We start from the raw sequence: 12,964 nt of genomic DNA on the forward strand, positions 1-12,964 counted from the left end.
TATGGTTATCAACAGCCAGCCTTGGCAGCGTAGAAGAATCCATTCAATCCGCTGTCCGAAATCTCCGCAGCAGCTCAGTGATGTGGTGGGCTTCGCACCAGGGGGCCGGGATGGTGCAGCCGGGGAAGGTGCAGCCTTGGTCGCGGGCGGTGAGGGCTTTGCGGATGTGGGGCGGGAAGACCCTCGAGGCCCGGCCGATGTCCAGGACCCGGCCTTCGCTGCCGAGCAGGACCGGGATGATGTCCGCGTCGCAGGCGATCTTCCGGACGGTGGAGGCGGTGACGGGTCCGGTGAAGAGCAGGTTACCGGTGTGTTCGGTGGTGGCTCCCGGGTGGACGGGACCGGCCGCGGTGTTCTGCAGGTCTCCGTCGACGTGTCCGAGCCGGGCGAGCAGGTCCCGGTAGTCGATGGTGACCATGACCTGCGGGCGCAGTCCTCCCGCGGCCGGCAGGGTGCCGGCGGCGAGGGCGGCTTTGCAGGCGCCCACGAGCCCGTCGAGGAGTTTCTGCGGGCGTGAGCGCAGGTCAAGGGGGACCTCCGCGACGTCCGGGCCGCCCTCGGCCCACGGGACAGGGTCCCCGGCGGCCGGGACTTCGGCGGACCTTGCGGGCTGGGCTCCGTGGGCAAGGGTGGCGTCCGCCGCGGCAGCGTCGGTTCCGGGTTCCGGGGCTGGGGTGCGGGGGTTGGTGGCGGTGTTCATGACGGTGAGGAGGTGTTCGAATTGTTCGGCGGTCGCGAAGATCTCCAGGTGCTGGAGTCCGTGGCGGGGTTTGCGGATGAAGGCGCCCTGGAGTTGGCGCAGGAGCTCTTCGGAGGGCTCGGCGCCGTCCTGGTCCAGCGCGTCGGTCCAGCTCCGGGCCACGCGGGTCAGGAAGTCGGTGTCGTTTTCCGCGGCGGTGCGGGTCAGGGCGTGTTCCATCCGGGCGGCGGCCTCGGCGTCGCAGACGTGCCGGACACGGTCCAGTGCCAAGGTGATGATGGTCGCGGGCCGGGACGCGACCTCCCCGGCTGCCACGGCGGCCCCGAGTTCCCCGTGCACGGCCGGTAAGGGTCCGCCGGTGAATCCCTGGCGCGGCAGCAGGGTCTCGGCCAGGGACAACCGGCGCCGGGCCTCGGCGGCGCCGATCCGCAGCCGCGCCCTCAGGAACTCCGTGGTGTTCCGGTAACCATCATCCACGGCAACAATCGAGCCATCACCGGTGGCCGCGGCGTCCGGTGCTCCCGGCGTCGCTGCGCCCGCGGATCCTGCGTCCGGCCCGTCAGCCGCAGCGTCAGCGCCGGGGGCGGGGGTCTTGCGCCAGCCGGTCGTCCATGAGGTGCTGGCCTTCGCGGCGGTGGCTGCGGCCTGCTTACGGGTCCGGTCCACGGCGGCGGCCGCCACGAGCTGCAGGAACTCCATGACCCGTGAGAGTTCCTCCACGGTGCCGGCGAAATCCGAGGCGGCCTGGAACCCAAGGAACGCCGCGTCCCCGGCCGCTGTCGAACTCACATCCCGCAGCACGGCCAGGGCCTCATCCACCCCGGACACCCCGGACACCGCGGGCCGGGCGGTACCGCGGTCCGTGCCGCGGTTCACGTCCCGTTCCGTGTCCGGCAAATCCATGAAATCCCTGACGGCTTCCATGGAATCACTCTGCCAGAGGGCTCCGACATTATGAGCCGGGCCGGACAAAGGCCGCAGGGTTGTAGCCGGAATTCTCCCTGGGGCGCGCGCGGCGTCCTGGACCGGCGTCGAACCGACATCCCGCACCCCGTCCCGGGCCTCATCCACTCCGGACACCGCGGGCTGCGCGGGCCGGGCGGTACCGCAGTCCGTACCGCGGTCCGTGCCACGGTCCGCGCCCCGGTCCGTGCCCTGCAAATCCATGAAATCCCTGACGGCTTCCATGGAATCACTCTGCCAGATGGCTCCGACATTTTTGGCCGGGCCGGACAAAGGCCGCAGGGTTGTAGCCGGAATTCTCCCTGGGGCACACGCCGCGTCCTGGACCGGCGTCGAACTGACATCCCGCAGCCCGTCCCGGGCCGCATCCACCCCGGACACCGCGGGCTGCGCGGTACCGCGGTCCGCGCCGCGGTCCGCGCCCCGGTCCGTGCCCTGCAAATCCATGAAATCCCTGACGGCTTCCATGGAACCACCCTGCCAGATGGCTCCGACATTATGAGCCGGACCGGACAAAGGCCGAAGATTTGCGGCCAAAATATCTTACTGAGGCCCGCGCTGCGCACGCGCCGGGCCGGTACTGAGGCCTACTCCACGCCCGCGCCGCACCCGCGGTCCAGCCAAACCGCACGGCACCCGGGCACCCGGGCAGCCGCGCAGCCCTGCTCAGGCCGATTGATCGGAACTGTCCGGGACGAGGTCCGGAGTGCAACTAAACTGGACTGAATCCCGTCGTTGCCCACTGATAAGGACAGATTGCACATGGCCATTTTGAATATCCGCATCATCGGGGATCCTGTGCTGCGCACAGTTGCCGATCCCGTGACGGAATTCGGGCCTGAGCTGGCGAAGCTTGTTGCCGATATGACCGAAACCATGGAGGACGTGGAGGGGGCAGGCCTGGCCGCGCCCCAGGTCGGCGTCAGCCAACGGGTTTTCACCTATCGCATCCGCGGCGTCGAGGGACACATCATCAACCCCGTGTTGGAAAACAGCGAGGAGTTCCAGCCCGACGAAGTGGAGGGTTGCCTCTCCATCCCCGGCCTCAGCTTCCCGGTCCGCCGGCACCGACACACCCGCGTCACCGGCGTCGACCTGCACGGCAACCCCGTCGTTGTGGAGGGCGAAGGCATGCTGGCGCGGGCTTTCCAGCACGAGACTGACCACCTCAACGGCGTCCTCTTCACCGACCGGCTGGAAGGCGAAGACCGGAAGGTCGCGCTGCGCGCCATCCGGAACGCCAACTACGATGCCATTACCGAGCAGACGACGGCGAAGCGCGCCAGGACCGTCGGCTCCAGCTTCGGTTCCGGCACCGCGGGTTCCGGCAGCTTCGGCGCCTTCGGCAACTCCCAGTGAGGGTTCTCTTCGCGGGGACTCCGGCGGTGGCCGTGCCTTCCCTGGATGCGCTCGTCGGGGCAGGATTCGACGTCGTTGCCGTCCTCACCCGCCCGGACGCGCCGCTTGGGCGCAAACGCGTGCTGACGCCGTCGCCCGTTGCCTCCCGCGCCGCCGAACTGGGCATCAAGGTCATTCACGCCGCCAAGGTGGACAGTTCGGTGACCGCGCAGATCGCTGCGGCCGCCCCCGACGTCGCCGCCATCGTGGCCTACGGCGGGCTCATCCCGCGGAGCGCCCTGGACATTCCCCGGCATGGCTGGATCAACCTGCACTTCTCGCTGTTGCCGGCCTGGCGCGGCGCGGCCCCCGTGCAGCAGTCCCTGATCGCCGGCGACGACGTCACCGGCGCTGTCACCTTCCTGCTGGAGGAAGGGCTGGACACCGGCCCGGTGTTCGGCACCCTAACCGAATCGGTCCGGCCCGACGACACCGCCGGGGCGCTGCTCGAGCGGCTGTCCCACAGCGGCGCCGTCCTGCTGACGCAGACGCTGTCCGCGGTCGACGGCGGCCAGGCCGCCGCGGTGCCGCAGCAGGGTGACGTCAGCCTGGCACCCAAACTCACCCTCGAGGACGGGCGGCTCGACTGGCACCAGCCCGCCCTGGCGATCGGACGGCGGGCCCGCGGGGTCACCCCTGAGCCCGGCGCCTGGACCACCCTCAACAGCCAGCGGATCAAACTGGAACCGGTGGCCATGCGGCCCGAGGCTCCTGCCCTGAAACCGGGACAGCTGGCGCTGGAGGGCAAGAGCGTGCTGGTGGGCACCGGATCGCACCCGGTGGAACTCACCCGGGTCCAGCCGTCGGGCAAGAAAATGATGACCGCCGCTGATTGGGCGCGCGGACAGGCAACACTTGAAAGCGTGGTATTCGAATGAGCGAGTCCGGGACGAGCGGCAGCGGCCGAGGCCCCCAGCGCGGCGGATCAGGCGGCCAGGGCGGCGGCGGCGCCAGTGGCGGCCAGGGTGGCCGGGGGCGGGACGGCAGCCAACGGAACGCGAAGGGCCGCGAACGCAACCGTGGTCCGCAGCGCGGCTTCACCGAGAACGCGCCTTCCCAGCGCACGCGCCGGGCAGACCCTGCCCGGCTCGTGGCGTTCGAGGTGTTGCGCGCTGTCGCCGCCGAGGATGCCTACGCCAACCTCGTCTTGCCCGCCCGGATCCGGCACCATGGCCTGGACAAGCGCGACGCCGGTTTCGCCACGGAACTGAGCTACGGCGCGCTCCGCGGCCAGGGAACCTACGACGCGATCCTGGCCCGCTGCGTGGACCGGCCGCTGGACCAGCTGGACCCGGCCATCCTTGATGCCCTCCGGATCGGCGCCCACCAGTTGCTGGCCATGCGCGTCCCCGCGCACGCCGCCCTGGACCAGACCGTGGGCCTGGCCCGCGCGGTGATTGGCGCCGGGCCGTCGGCGCTCATCAACGCCGTGCTGCGCAAGGTCTCCGCCCACACCCTTGAGGAGTGGCTGGATCTCCTGCTCAGCGACGAGACGGACGAAACCAAGCAGGCCGCCATCCGGTACGCCCACCCGGAGTGGATTGTCCGTGCCCTCCGGCAGTCCCTCGTGGCCCATGGCCGGCCGGTCAGCGAAATCGGCGACCTCCTCGAGGCGGACAACGCCGCACCGGTGGTCAACCTCGTGGCCCTGCCGGGGCTCGGCAGCCTGGACGAGGCCCTCGAAGTCGGCGCCACGCCCGGCGAACTTGTCGAAGGCTCGGCCCTTTCCAGCGGCGGAGACCTCGGCCGGCTCGCCTCCGTCCGCGAAGGCACCACACGAGTCCAGGACGTCGGATCGCAGCTGGTGGCCCGCGCCATGGCCGCCGTCGACCTTGGCGATCGCACCGCCGGCGGCAGCCCCGGCACGGAGAAGGCCGCTGAACGCTGGCTGGACATGTGCGCCGGCCCCGGAGGCAAGGCCGCCCTGCTCGGCGCCCTTGCCCGGGAACAAGGCGCCACGCTGCTGGCGAATGAACCCGCCCCGCACCGCGCCAAACTGGTGCGGCAGGCCCTCGCCGCGGTTCCCCACGATGTCTGGCATGTGCGGACCGGCGACGGCCGCGACGTCGGCACCGAAATGCCGGACAGCTTCGACCGTGTGCTCGTTGATGCGCCGTGCACCGGGCTCGGTGCCCTGCGCCGCCGCCCGGAATCCCGCTGGCGCCGGACCCCCAAGGACCTGACGGACCTCGGCCCGCTGCAGCGCGAGCTGCTCAGGTCCGCGCTGGCGGCCGTCAAGCCCGGCGGCGTGGTGGCCTACGTGACGTGCTCGCCGCACCCGGCGGAGACGACCGCCGTCGTCAGCGATGTGCTGCGCAAGCGCGACGACCTCGAACTGCTCGACGCCGGTGCGGCGCTGGACAGTGTCAGCCTCACCGGCCATCTCGACGCCGGGCACGAGCTCACCGCACAGCTGTGGCCGCATGTGCACCGCACGGACGCCATGTTCCTGGCCCTCATCCACAAAAAGGCCTGATCAACAGGGAATACTGGGACACCAGAAGCCCACGCCTTCAACAGGACCTCTCAGCAGAACGACAAGGAATTCCACATGGCCAAGTGCTGTATCAATCCGAGCATTCTTTCCGCCGATTTTGCCAACCTCGAAACGGAACTGCGCAAAATCAGCAATGCCGATGCGGTGCACGTGGATGTCATGGACAACCACTTCGTCCCCAACCTCTCGTTGGGGTTGCCGGTCGTTGCACGCCTGCAGGAGATCAGCCCGGTGCCGTTGGATGCCCACCTCATGATCGAGCATGCGGACCGCTGGGCCCCGGCCTACGCCGACGCGGGTGTCGCCTCGGTGACGTTCCACGCCGAGGCGTCGATTGCGCCGATCAAGCTCGCCCGCGAGCTCCGGGCCCGCGGGGCCAAGGCCGGCCTGGCGCTCCGGCCGGGCAGCGGCATTGAGCCCTTCCTGGACATGCTCGGTGAGATCGACCTGCTGCTGATCATGACGGTGGAGCCCGGCTTTGGCGGCCAGGAATTCCTTGACCTGACGCTCCCCAAGATCCGACGGGCCCGCGCGGCGATCGACGCGTCCGGGCTGGATGTGGCGTTGCAGGTCGACGGCGGCATCACCGAGGACACCATCTGGCGTGCCGCGGACGCCGGCGCCAACGTCTTCGTGGCCGGCTCCGCCGTCTACGGTGCCGAGGATCCGGCCGAGGCCATCGAACGGCTCCGCGCCGCCGGCCAACGCTAGGAGCTCTGGCCGTCCAGCGGAGAGCAGGCTCGAAAATGACGCACTCCGTAACATCCTGCCGGCGGGAATAGCCAAAGCTACCCGGCGGTTGTGCCAGAATAGCAACACACATACGTGCTCCGGGGTCGGTGTAAGTCCGAACCGGCGGTTATAGTCCGCGACCCGCGAGCCGGCCCTTCCCCTGGGAAGAATGCCGGCAGACGGTTGAACCGGTGGAACTCCGGTACCGACAGTTAAAGTCTGGATGAGAGAAGCACGTACAGCTGTTACTGCGGAGCCCTGTGGCGCCGCGGAAGTTCGCTGTCGTATACCCCCGGAGCCATCGCGGCTTTTGAGGGAAGGAACGACACACTATGGACTCTTCGCGATGGCTCTTCACCAACACTGAGGTTCTCGAAAGCCTGGTGGCAGGTTGATGAGCCTCAAACACTCCACCCACGATGCGGCCGACGTCGTCGCAGCCCTTGCCGTTGCCGGTTTCAGCGAAGCCGAGGTCGCCGCCATGGATGCCGCCCTCGCGGCAGCCCTGCAGGGGCCACGCGGCGCGAACCCGCTGGTCGGCGCCGTCGTGATCGCCGCCGACGGAACGCGGCTGGCCACGGGCTATCACCGCGGCGCCGGCACCGCCCACGCGGAGGCCGATGCGATTGACCAGGCAAAGGCCGCTGGCCACGGGCTCAGCGGTGCCACCATGGTGGTCACGCTGGAGCCATGCAACCATTGCGGACGCACCGGGCCGTGCGCCCAGGCGATCATCGAGGCCGGAATCTCGGACGTCGTCTACGCGATCGATGATCCGCACGACCCCGCTGCCGGCGGCGCGGCCACACTGCGCGCCGCGGGGGTCCGCGTCCGCTCCGGCCTCGGCGCGCTGGCCGCGCTGGAGCTGAACCGGCGCTGGTTCGACGCCGTTGCGGCCCAACGGCCCTTCGTCACCCTGCATATCGCGCAGACCCTCGACAGCCGCATCGCGGCCAGCGACGGAACCAGCCAGTGGATCTCCAGCCCGGAATCCCTCGCCGACAACCACGCCCTGCGCGGCCGGATCGACGCGATCCTGGTCGGAACCCAGACGGTCCTCGTGGACAACCCGCGTCTCACCGCCCGCGGCGCCGACGGGGCACCGGCCGGCCGGCAGCCCCTGCGCGTCGTGATGGGCTACCGGGGGATCCCCGAGGGCGCCGCGATCAACGGAGACGACGGCAAGGTCCTCCACCTGCCCACCCGTGATCCGCGGGAAGCGCTGGACGAGCTGTTCGCCGCCGGAGTCCGGCACCTCATGGTGGAGGGCGGCTCCCGGATCCTGAGCGCCTTCCTCGCCGCCGGGCTTGTGGACGAACTCATCGTCTACCTTGCCCCGACGCTCCTCGGCTCCGGAACCCCGGCACTCGAGGACCTCGGCATCACCACCCTGGCCGGGGCCCAGCAGTGGGAATGGGACCCTGCCTCGGGCGGGGCAGTCCGGCCCCTGGGCCGCGACCTGCGGCTGCATTTGCGGCCCGTCCAAACAGAACCCGCACAGACCGAACCTGCCCCGCCAGAACCCGCCCCGACGGAGCATGTCCAGACAAGACCCGCCCTGACGGACCGCCCTCCGACACCACCGGCCGCCGCGGTCAACACCTCATCCGATTCAACCCCGCTCCGCACAGTTGCGGACCCCGCCTCAGGAGGCAATTGATGTTCACCGGAATAATCGCCGAGCAGGGGAAGGTGTTGTCCGTTGAGCGCAACGGCGACATCAGCGCCACCGTCCGGCTCCACGCGCCCGGCAGCACCGAAGGCCTGCCCCTCGGCGGCTCCATCGCCGTCAACGGCGTCTGCCTCACGGCGACGGAGATCGACGGGAGGGACTTCAGCGTCGACGTGATGGGCGAAACCCTCACCCGCAGCACCATCGGCGAACTCGCCGCCGGGGACCCGGTCAACCTGGAGCGCTGCGTACCGGCCGGCGGCCGGCTCGACGGCCACGTCGTCCAGGGCCACGTCGACGGCGTCGGGCAGCTGCTCGAGCGCGAGGCGCTGGGCAACTGGGACCGGCTCCGCTTCGGGGTCCCCGCCGGGCTCGCGCGCTATGTCGCCGAGAAGGGCTCCATTGCCGTCGACGGCGTCTCGCTGACCGTGACCGCCGTGAGCCACGCTGCTGAACCTGCGCCGTGGTTCGAAGTGGGGCTGATCCCCACTACCCTCTCTGACACCGGACTTGGCGCGAAGGCCATCGGCAGCCACGTAAACCTCGAAGTGGACGTCCTGGCGAAGTACACTGAGCGTCTGCTCGCATTTTCAGGCACGGCAGCCAGCGGAGCGGCAGTACGCGCGGAGGGGGCAACAGCGTGAACAACGTCAAGGACATCCCTGCCCAGCAGCCCCTTCTCGCTGACCCTGCCCAGGCCGCGTTGCCCGCCGAGTTTGCCTCCGTGCCGGTCATCCCGCCGGCAGGCCTCGACCTGATCGAAGACGCCGTCCGCGCCATCGCCGCCGGACGTCCCGTCCTGGTGGTCGACAACGAGGACCGCGAAAACGAAGGCGACATCATCTTCGCCGCGCAGCACGCCACCCCGGCCCTGATGGGCTGGACCATCCGGTACAGCTCCGGCGTGATCTGCGTACCGCTGGACGGCGGCCGTGCCGACGCCCTCGCGCTGCCGCCGATGGTCGAAATCAACGAGGACGCCAAGGGCACTGCCTACACGGTGTCCTGTGACGCCGCGGTGGGCGTCAGCACCGGAATTTCCGCCACGGACCGGGCCCTGACAGCCCGGATCCTGGCCGATCCCGGCAGCGAGCCGGCCGAGCTGACCCGCCCCGGGCATGTTTTTCCGCTCCGGGCCGTTAAGGGGGGAGTGCGGGAACGTCCCGGCCACACGGAGGCAGCTGTGGAGCTGTGCCAGCTGGCCGGGGTCGAGCCCGTCGGTGTGATTGCAGAAGTGGTTTACGACGACGGAGAAATGATGCGGCTGGACGGACTCCGCGGCTTCGCCCTCGAGCACGGCTGCCCGCTGATCTCGATTGCGGATCTGGTGGCTTACCTTGAGGCCGGGCAGCCTGCCAGCCCCGTAACGGACCCTGTGTGATGGAGGAAAAACGATGACGACGTCGGAAGCACAAGAACAGCGGGCGACCGGGCGCCAGCCCCATCCGGTCAGCGCCGGACCGATCGTCCAGCTGCCCACCGCCTTCGGTGATTTCGTGGCGCAGGCCTGGACGGATCTGGCCACCGGTGCCGAGCACCTGGCGGTCAGCTCCCCGCTGCCGCCGGTCGCCGGCGTGGCGCCGCTGGTCCGTCTGCATTCGGAATGCCTCACGGGAGACGTCTTCGGCTCCTACCGTTGCGACTGCGGAGAGCAGCTGGCCTATGCCCTGGAGATGATCAACGAGTTCGGCGGGACGCTGCTCTACCTGCGCGGCCAGGAGGGCCGGGGGATCGGCCTCGCGAACAAGATGAAGGCCTACGCCCTGCAGGAAGCGGGCTTCGACACGGTGGAGGCCAACGAACAGCTGGGCCTTCCCGTGGATGCCCGCTGCTATAAGGCCGCGGCCCAGATCCTCGCGGACATGGGCCTGCACGAGGTCCGCCTGCTGAGCAACAACCCGGACAAGCAGGACCGGCTGGCCCAGGCCGGCGTCCGCGTCGTGGAGATGGTGCCCACCGAGGTCCCCTCCCGCGAACAAAACATCCGGTACCTGCAGACCAAAAAGGACCGGATGGACCATCGGCTGGTCCTGGACATGGAGCCGGCAGCGCCGGCTGCCGGTCCGCGCGGATTCGAGCACGGCCAAGACTGACCCGACCAAAGGATTTCAGCCGGCCCCACACGCGGCCGGCCCGGCGTTTCGAGACGCACCCTTTCGACACGCACCTACGACTGAGCAGAACAAGGATTCCCAGATGAGCGGACACGGCGCACCACAGATTGACCTCAGCACCTTCAAACCGGAGGAAACCTCCCAGTTGAAACTGGCCATTGTGGCCGCCAGCTGGCACACCCAGATCATGGATGGGCTGCTGGACGGCGCCCTGCGCGCGGCGAAGGACGCCGGCATCGGCGAACCGGCCGTGCTGCGCGTCCCCGGCACCTTTGAGCTCCCCGTTGCGGCCGCCCGGCTGGCGCCGCACTTCGATGCCGTCGTGGCGCTTGGCGTCGTCATCCGCGGCGGCACCCCGCACTTCGAGTACGTCTGCGAGGCGGCCACACTGGGCCTGACCGAGGTCTCGGTGCGCACCGGGGTCCCGGTCGGCTTCGGCGTGCTCACCTGCGACACGGAACAGCAGGGTATCGACCGGGCCGGGCTGCCCGGCTCCAGCGAGGACAAGGGCCACGAGGCCGTCACCGCTGCCCTCGCCACCGCCGTGACGCTCAAGCAGTACAGCTAGGCAGCTGGCGCCGGGTCCGGCCGTACCCCGGACAGGGCCGGCCGGACCCTGCGCGCTGTGTAATCGGTCACATCCCCGTCGTCATGCAACCGCCCGGCGGGCGTCCTCCGCCCGCGAGCAAGTAGGCTGGAGGGTGTGAAGAATTTCGAATCGCTGTTCGCAGAACTGAGTGAGAAGGCAGCCGCCCGTCCGGAAGGCTCCCGCACCGTCGCCGAACTGGATTCCGGAGTCCACGGCATCGGCAAGAAAGTCGTGGAGGAAGCAGCCGAGGTCTGGATGGCTGCCGAGTATGAATCCGATGAAGCCGCCGCCGAAGAAATCTCGCAGCTGCTCTACCACCTGCAGGTTCTGATGCTCGCCAAAGGACTCAGCCTGGAAGACGTCTACAAGCATCTCTAGCCACGTCCGCGCCGGACCCCGCCAGGCCCTGACCTGCTGACCCGGTGCATCGCGTGGCCCGCTTTGCCTGAACCGACTGATCTTGGACGGATTTCCTTTCCGGACTTCGTCCCGACCCAGAAAGACCTCCCCCATGCTGAGAGTTGCCGTCCCGAACAAGGGATCCCTGTCCGAAGCCGCCTCCGCCATGCTCGCCGAGGCCGGCTACCGCCAACGCCGCGACACCCGCGAGCTGGTCATGGTGGACCCGGACAACGACATCGAATTCTTCTTCCTCCGGCCCCGTGACATCGCCGTCTACGTCGGCCAGGGCACGCTCGACGTCGGCATCACCGGCCGCGATCTGCTCCTCGACGCTGAAGTTGAAGCCGAGGAACTCCTGCCGCTGGGCTTCGCCGCCTCCACCTTCCGCTTCGCCGGCCCGGTCGGCGACTTCAGCACCGTCGAGCAGCTCGACGGCAAGCGCCTCGCCACCAGCTACGACGGACTGCTCCGCGGCTACCTCGCCGAGCGCGGCATCAAGGCCAAGGTTGTCCGCCTCGACGGCGCCGTCGAATCCTCCGTGCGCCTCGGCGTGGCGGACGCGATCGCCGACGTCGTCGAAACCGGCAACACCCTCAAGGCTGCCGGCATGGAGATCTTCGGCCAGCCCATCCTGCACTCCGAAGCCGTCCTGATCGGCCGCAAGGGTGAGCAGAACCCGGCCGCCGAGGTGCTGATCCGCCGCCTGCAGGGCGTCCTCGTGGCGCACCAGTACGTGATGATGGATTACGACATCCGCAAGGAACTCGTGGAAGAAGCCGCTGCCCTCACCCCCGGACTGGAATCGCCCACGGTTTCGCCGCTGCGCGATTCGGACTGGGTCGCCGTCCGTTCGATGGTGCCGAAAAAGCAGACCAACCGGATCATGGACGAGCTGTACGACCTGGGCGCCCGCGCCATCCTGGTCAGCACGATCCACGCCTGCCGCATCTGACCCGGTGTGCGTGTTCCTTCCGTGAGCGAATACCAGGAGAAGTCATGGCAGTAGCCGTCCGCGTTATCCCGTGCCTGGACGTTGATGCCGGCCGCGTGGTCAAGGGCATCAACTTCGAAGGACTCCGCGACGCCGGAGACCCCGTCGAACTGGCGCACCGTTACGACAACGGCGGCGCCGACGAACTGACCTTCCTCGACGTCACGGCGTCCTCGGGCAACCGGGAAACCACCTTCGACGTCGTCCGGCGCACCGCCGAGGAAGTCTTTATCCCGCTGACCGTGGGCGGCGGCGTCCGCGGCGTGGCCGAAGTGGACAAGCTCCTGCGCTTCGGGGCGGACAAGGCAGCGATCAACACCGCCGCCGTCGCCCGTCCCGACGTGATCGACGAGATCACCCGGCACTTCGGGTCCCAGGTCCTGGTGCTCTCCCTCGACGCGCGCCGCACCCGTCCCGGCTCACAGCCCACCCCCTCCGGATTCGAGGTCACCACCCACGGCGGACGCCAGGGGACTGGAATCGACGCGATCGCCTGGGCCCGTGAAGCGGCCGACCGCGGTGTGGGTGAAATCCTGCTCAACTCGATCGACGCCGACGGCACCAAGGACGGCTTCGACCTGGAACTGATCCGGCTCGCGCGGGCCGCCGTCAAGGTCCCCCTCATCGCATCCGGCGGCGCCGGCAAGCCGGAGCATTTCCCGCCGGCCGTCGAGGCAGGGGCCGACGCGGTCCTCGCCGCGTCGGTCTTCCACTTCGGCCCGCTGGACATGATCGCCCAGGTCAAGGCAGCGATCCGTCAAGCAGGCTTCGAAGTCCGCTAACCACCCACCGCTTAAACCAACGCGGGGTCACATCGCGCCCGTCCTGCCAGGGATTATGGGCGCTAAGTGACCCCGCGTTGCTGTGTGCTGGGGTGCGGTGTGCTGGGGTGCGGGGTGCGGGGTG

13 protein-coding genes and 1 riboswitch are annotated in these 12,964 nt (G+C 69.2%); of the genes, 12 read left to right on the forward strand and 1 reads right to left on the reverse strand.

All coding sequences use genetic code 11. The annotated features are described in order from the left end of the window. Positions 1–43: 43 nt before the first annotated feature. Complete coding sequence (locus BJQ90_RS09700) at positions 44–2,131, reverse strand: HNH endonuclease signature motif containing protein (RefSeq protein ID WP_226760079.1); 2,088 nt, start codon at positions 2,129–2,131, stop codon at positions 44–46. 294 nt (positions 2,132–2,425) lie between these two features. Between BJQ90_RS09700 and def the strand changes: the two genes are divergently transcribed. The 12 genes from def to hisF all read left to right on the forward strand — a co-directional run bounded on the left by def (position 2,426) and on the right by hisF (position 12,840). Further along, positions 2,426–3,022: a peptide deformylase gene (def, locus tag BJQ90_RS09705; RefSeq protein WP_226760080.1), complete on the forward strand. Its 597-nt coding sequence runs from the start codon at positions 2,426–2,428 to the stop codon at positions 3,020–3,022. After that, entirely contained in the window at positions 3,019–3,939 is a 921-nt protein-coding gene (fmt, locus tag BJQ90_RS09710; protein WP_226760081.1) for a methionyl-tRNA formyltransferase, read from the forward strand. The genes def and fmt overlap by 4 nt, the downstream gene beginning before the upstream one ends. Further along, a complete protein-coding gene (locus BJQ90_RS09715; RefSeq protein ID WP_226760082.1) occupies positions 3,936–5,537 on the forward strand; it encodes an RsmB/NOP family class I SAM-dependent RNA methyltransferase in 1,602 nt (533 codons plus the stop codon). The genes fmt and BJQ90_RS09715 overlap by 4 nt, the downstream gene beginning before the upstream one ends. A 75-nt stretch (positions 5,538–5,612) precedes the next feature. Continuing rightward, positions 5,613–6,269 carry a ribulose-phosphate 3-epimerase gene (gene rpe, locus BJQ90_RS09720; RefSeq protein ID WP_226760083.1) on the forward strand — a complete coding sequence of 219 codons (657 nt, stop codon included), beginning with the start codon at positions 5,613–5,615 and terminating at the stop codon, positions 6,267–6,269. A 110-nt stretch (positions 6,270–6,379) separates the two neighbouring features. Continuing rightward, positions 6,380–6,530: riboswitch (FMN riboswitch) on the forward strand. A gap of 241 nt (positions 6,531–6,771) precedes the next feature. Beyond that, positions 6,772–7,950, forward strand: coding sequence for a bifunctional diaminohydroxyphosphoribosylaminopyrimidine deaminase/5-amino-6-(5-phosphoribosylamino)uracil reductase RibD (ribD, locus tag BJQ90_RS09725; RefSeq protein ID WP_226760089.1), 1,179 nt, complete (start codon positions 6,772–6,774; stop codon positions 7,948–7,950). Beyond that, positions 7,950–8,606: a riboflavin synthase gene (locus tag BJQ90_RS09730; RefSeq protein ID WP_226760084.1), complete on the forward strand. Its 657-nt coding sequence runs from the start codon at positions 7,950–7,952 to the stop codon at positions 8,604–8,606. The genes ribD and BJQ90_RS09730 overlap by 1 nt, the downstream gene beginning before the upstream one ends. Positions 8,607–8,665: 59 nt before the next feature. After that, positions 8,666–9,343: a 3,4-dihydroxy-2-butanone-4-phosphate synthase gene (ribB, locus tag BJQ90_RS09735; RefSeq protein ID WP_226760090.1), complete on the forward strand. Its 678-nt coding sequence runs from the start codon at positions 8,666–8,668 to the stop codon at positions 9,341–9,343. A gap of 13 nt (positions 9,344–9,356) precedes the next feature. Continuing rightward, a complete protein-coding gene (gene ribA, locus BJQ90_RS09740) occupies positions 9,357–10,055 on the forward strand; it encodes a GTP cyclohydrolase II (protein WP_226760085.1) in 699 nt (232 codons plus the stop codon). Positions 10,056–10,158: 103 nt separating this feature from the next. Further along, entirely contained in the window at positions 10,159–10,644 is a 486-nt protein-coding gene (ribH, locus tag BJQ90_RS09745; RefSeq protein WP_226760086.1) for a 6,7-dimethyl-8-ribityllumazine synthase, read from the forward strand. A 135-nt stretch (positions 10,645–10,779) separates the two neighbouring features. After that, positions 10,780–11,043: a phosphoribosyl-ATP diphosphatase gene (locus tag BJQ90_RS09750; protein WP_123254457.1), complete on the forward strand. Its 264-nt coding sequence runs from the start codon at positions 10,780–10,782 to the stop codon at positions 11,041–11,043. Between the two features lie 133 nt (positions 11,044–11,176). Beyond that, positions 11,177–12,019: an ATP phosphoribosyltransferase gene (gene hisG, locus BJQ90_RS09755; protein ID WP_226760087.1), complete on the forward strand. Its 843-nt coding sequence runs from the start codon at positions 11,177–11,179 to the stop codon at positions 12,017–12,019. 44 nt (positions 12,020–12,063) lie between these two features. Continuing rightward, complete coding sequence (gene hisF, locus BJQ90_RS09760) at positions 12,064–12,840, forward strand: imidazole glycerol phosphate synthase subunit HisF (RefSeq protein WP_226760088.1); 777 nt, start codon at positions 12,064–12,066, stop codon at positions 12,838–12,840. Positions 12,841–12,964 lie beyond the last annotated feature (124 nt).

Origin of the sequence: Arthrobacter sp. SO3, assembly GCF_020532825.1 — a bacterium.
Lineage (GTDB): Bacteria > Actinomycetota > Actinomycetes > Actinomycetales > Micrococcaceae > Arthrobacter.

What these genes read in the sequence shown, in the direction of transcription:
- hisF (WP_226760088.1), top strand. Translation starts at nt 12,064, where the DNA reads ATGGCAGTAGCCGTCCGCGTTATCCCGTGCCTGGACGTTGATGCCGGC.
- BJQ90_RS09730 (WP_226760084.1), top strand. Translation starts at nt 7,950, where the DNA reads ATGTTCACCGGAATAATCGCCGAGCAGGGGAAGGTGTTGTCCGTTGAG.
- hisG (WP_226760087.1), top strand. Translation starts at nt 11,177, where the DNA reads ATGCTGAGAGTTGCCGTCCCGAACAAGGGATCCCTGTCCGAAGCCGCC.
- BJQ90_RS09715 (WP_226760082.1), top strand. Translation starts at nt 3,936, where the DNA reads ATGAGCGAGTCCGGGACGAGCGGCAGCGGCCGAGGCCCCCAGCGCGGC.
- def (WP_226760080.1), top strand. Translation starts at nt 2,426, where the DNA reads ATGGCCATTTTGAATATCCGCATCATCGGGGATCCTGTGCTGCGCACA.
- rpe (WP_226760083.1), top strand. Translation starts at nt 5,613, where the DNA reads ATGGCCAAGTGCTGTATCAATCCGAGCATTCTTTCCGCCGATTTTGCC.
- ribA (WP_226760085.1), top strand. Translation starts at nt 9,357, where the DNA reads ATGACGACGTCGGAAGCACAAGAACAGCGGGCGACCGGGCGCCAGCCC.
- ribH (WP_226760086.1), top strand. Translation starts at nt 10,159, where the DNA reads ATGAGCGGACACGGCGCACCACAGATTGACCTCAGCACCTTCAAACCG.
- BJQ90_RS09700 (WP_226760079.1), bottom strand. Translation starts at nt 2,131, where the DNA reads ATGGAAGCCGTCAGGGATTTCATGGATTTGCAGGGCACGGACCGGGGC.
- ribD (WP_226760089.1), top strand. Translation starts at nt 6,772, where the DNA reads ATGGATGCCGCCCTCGCGGCAGCCCTGCAGGGGCCACGCGGCGCGAAC.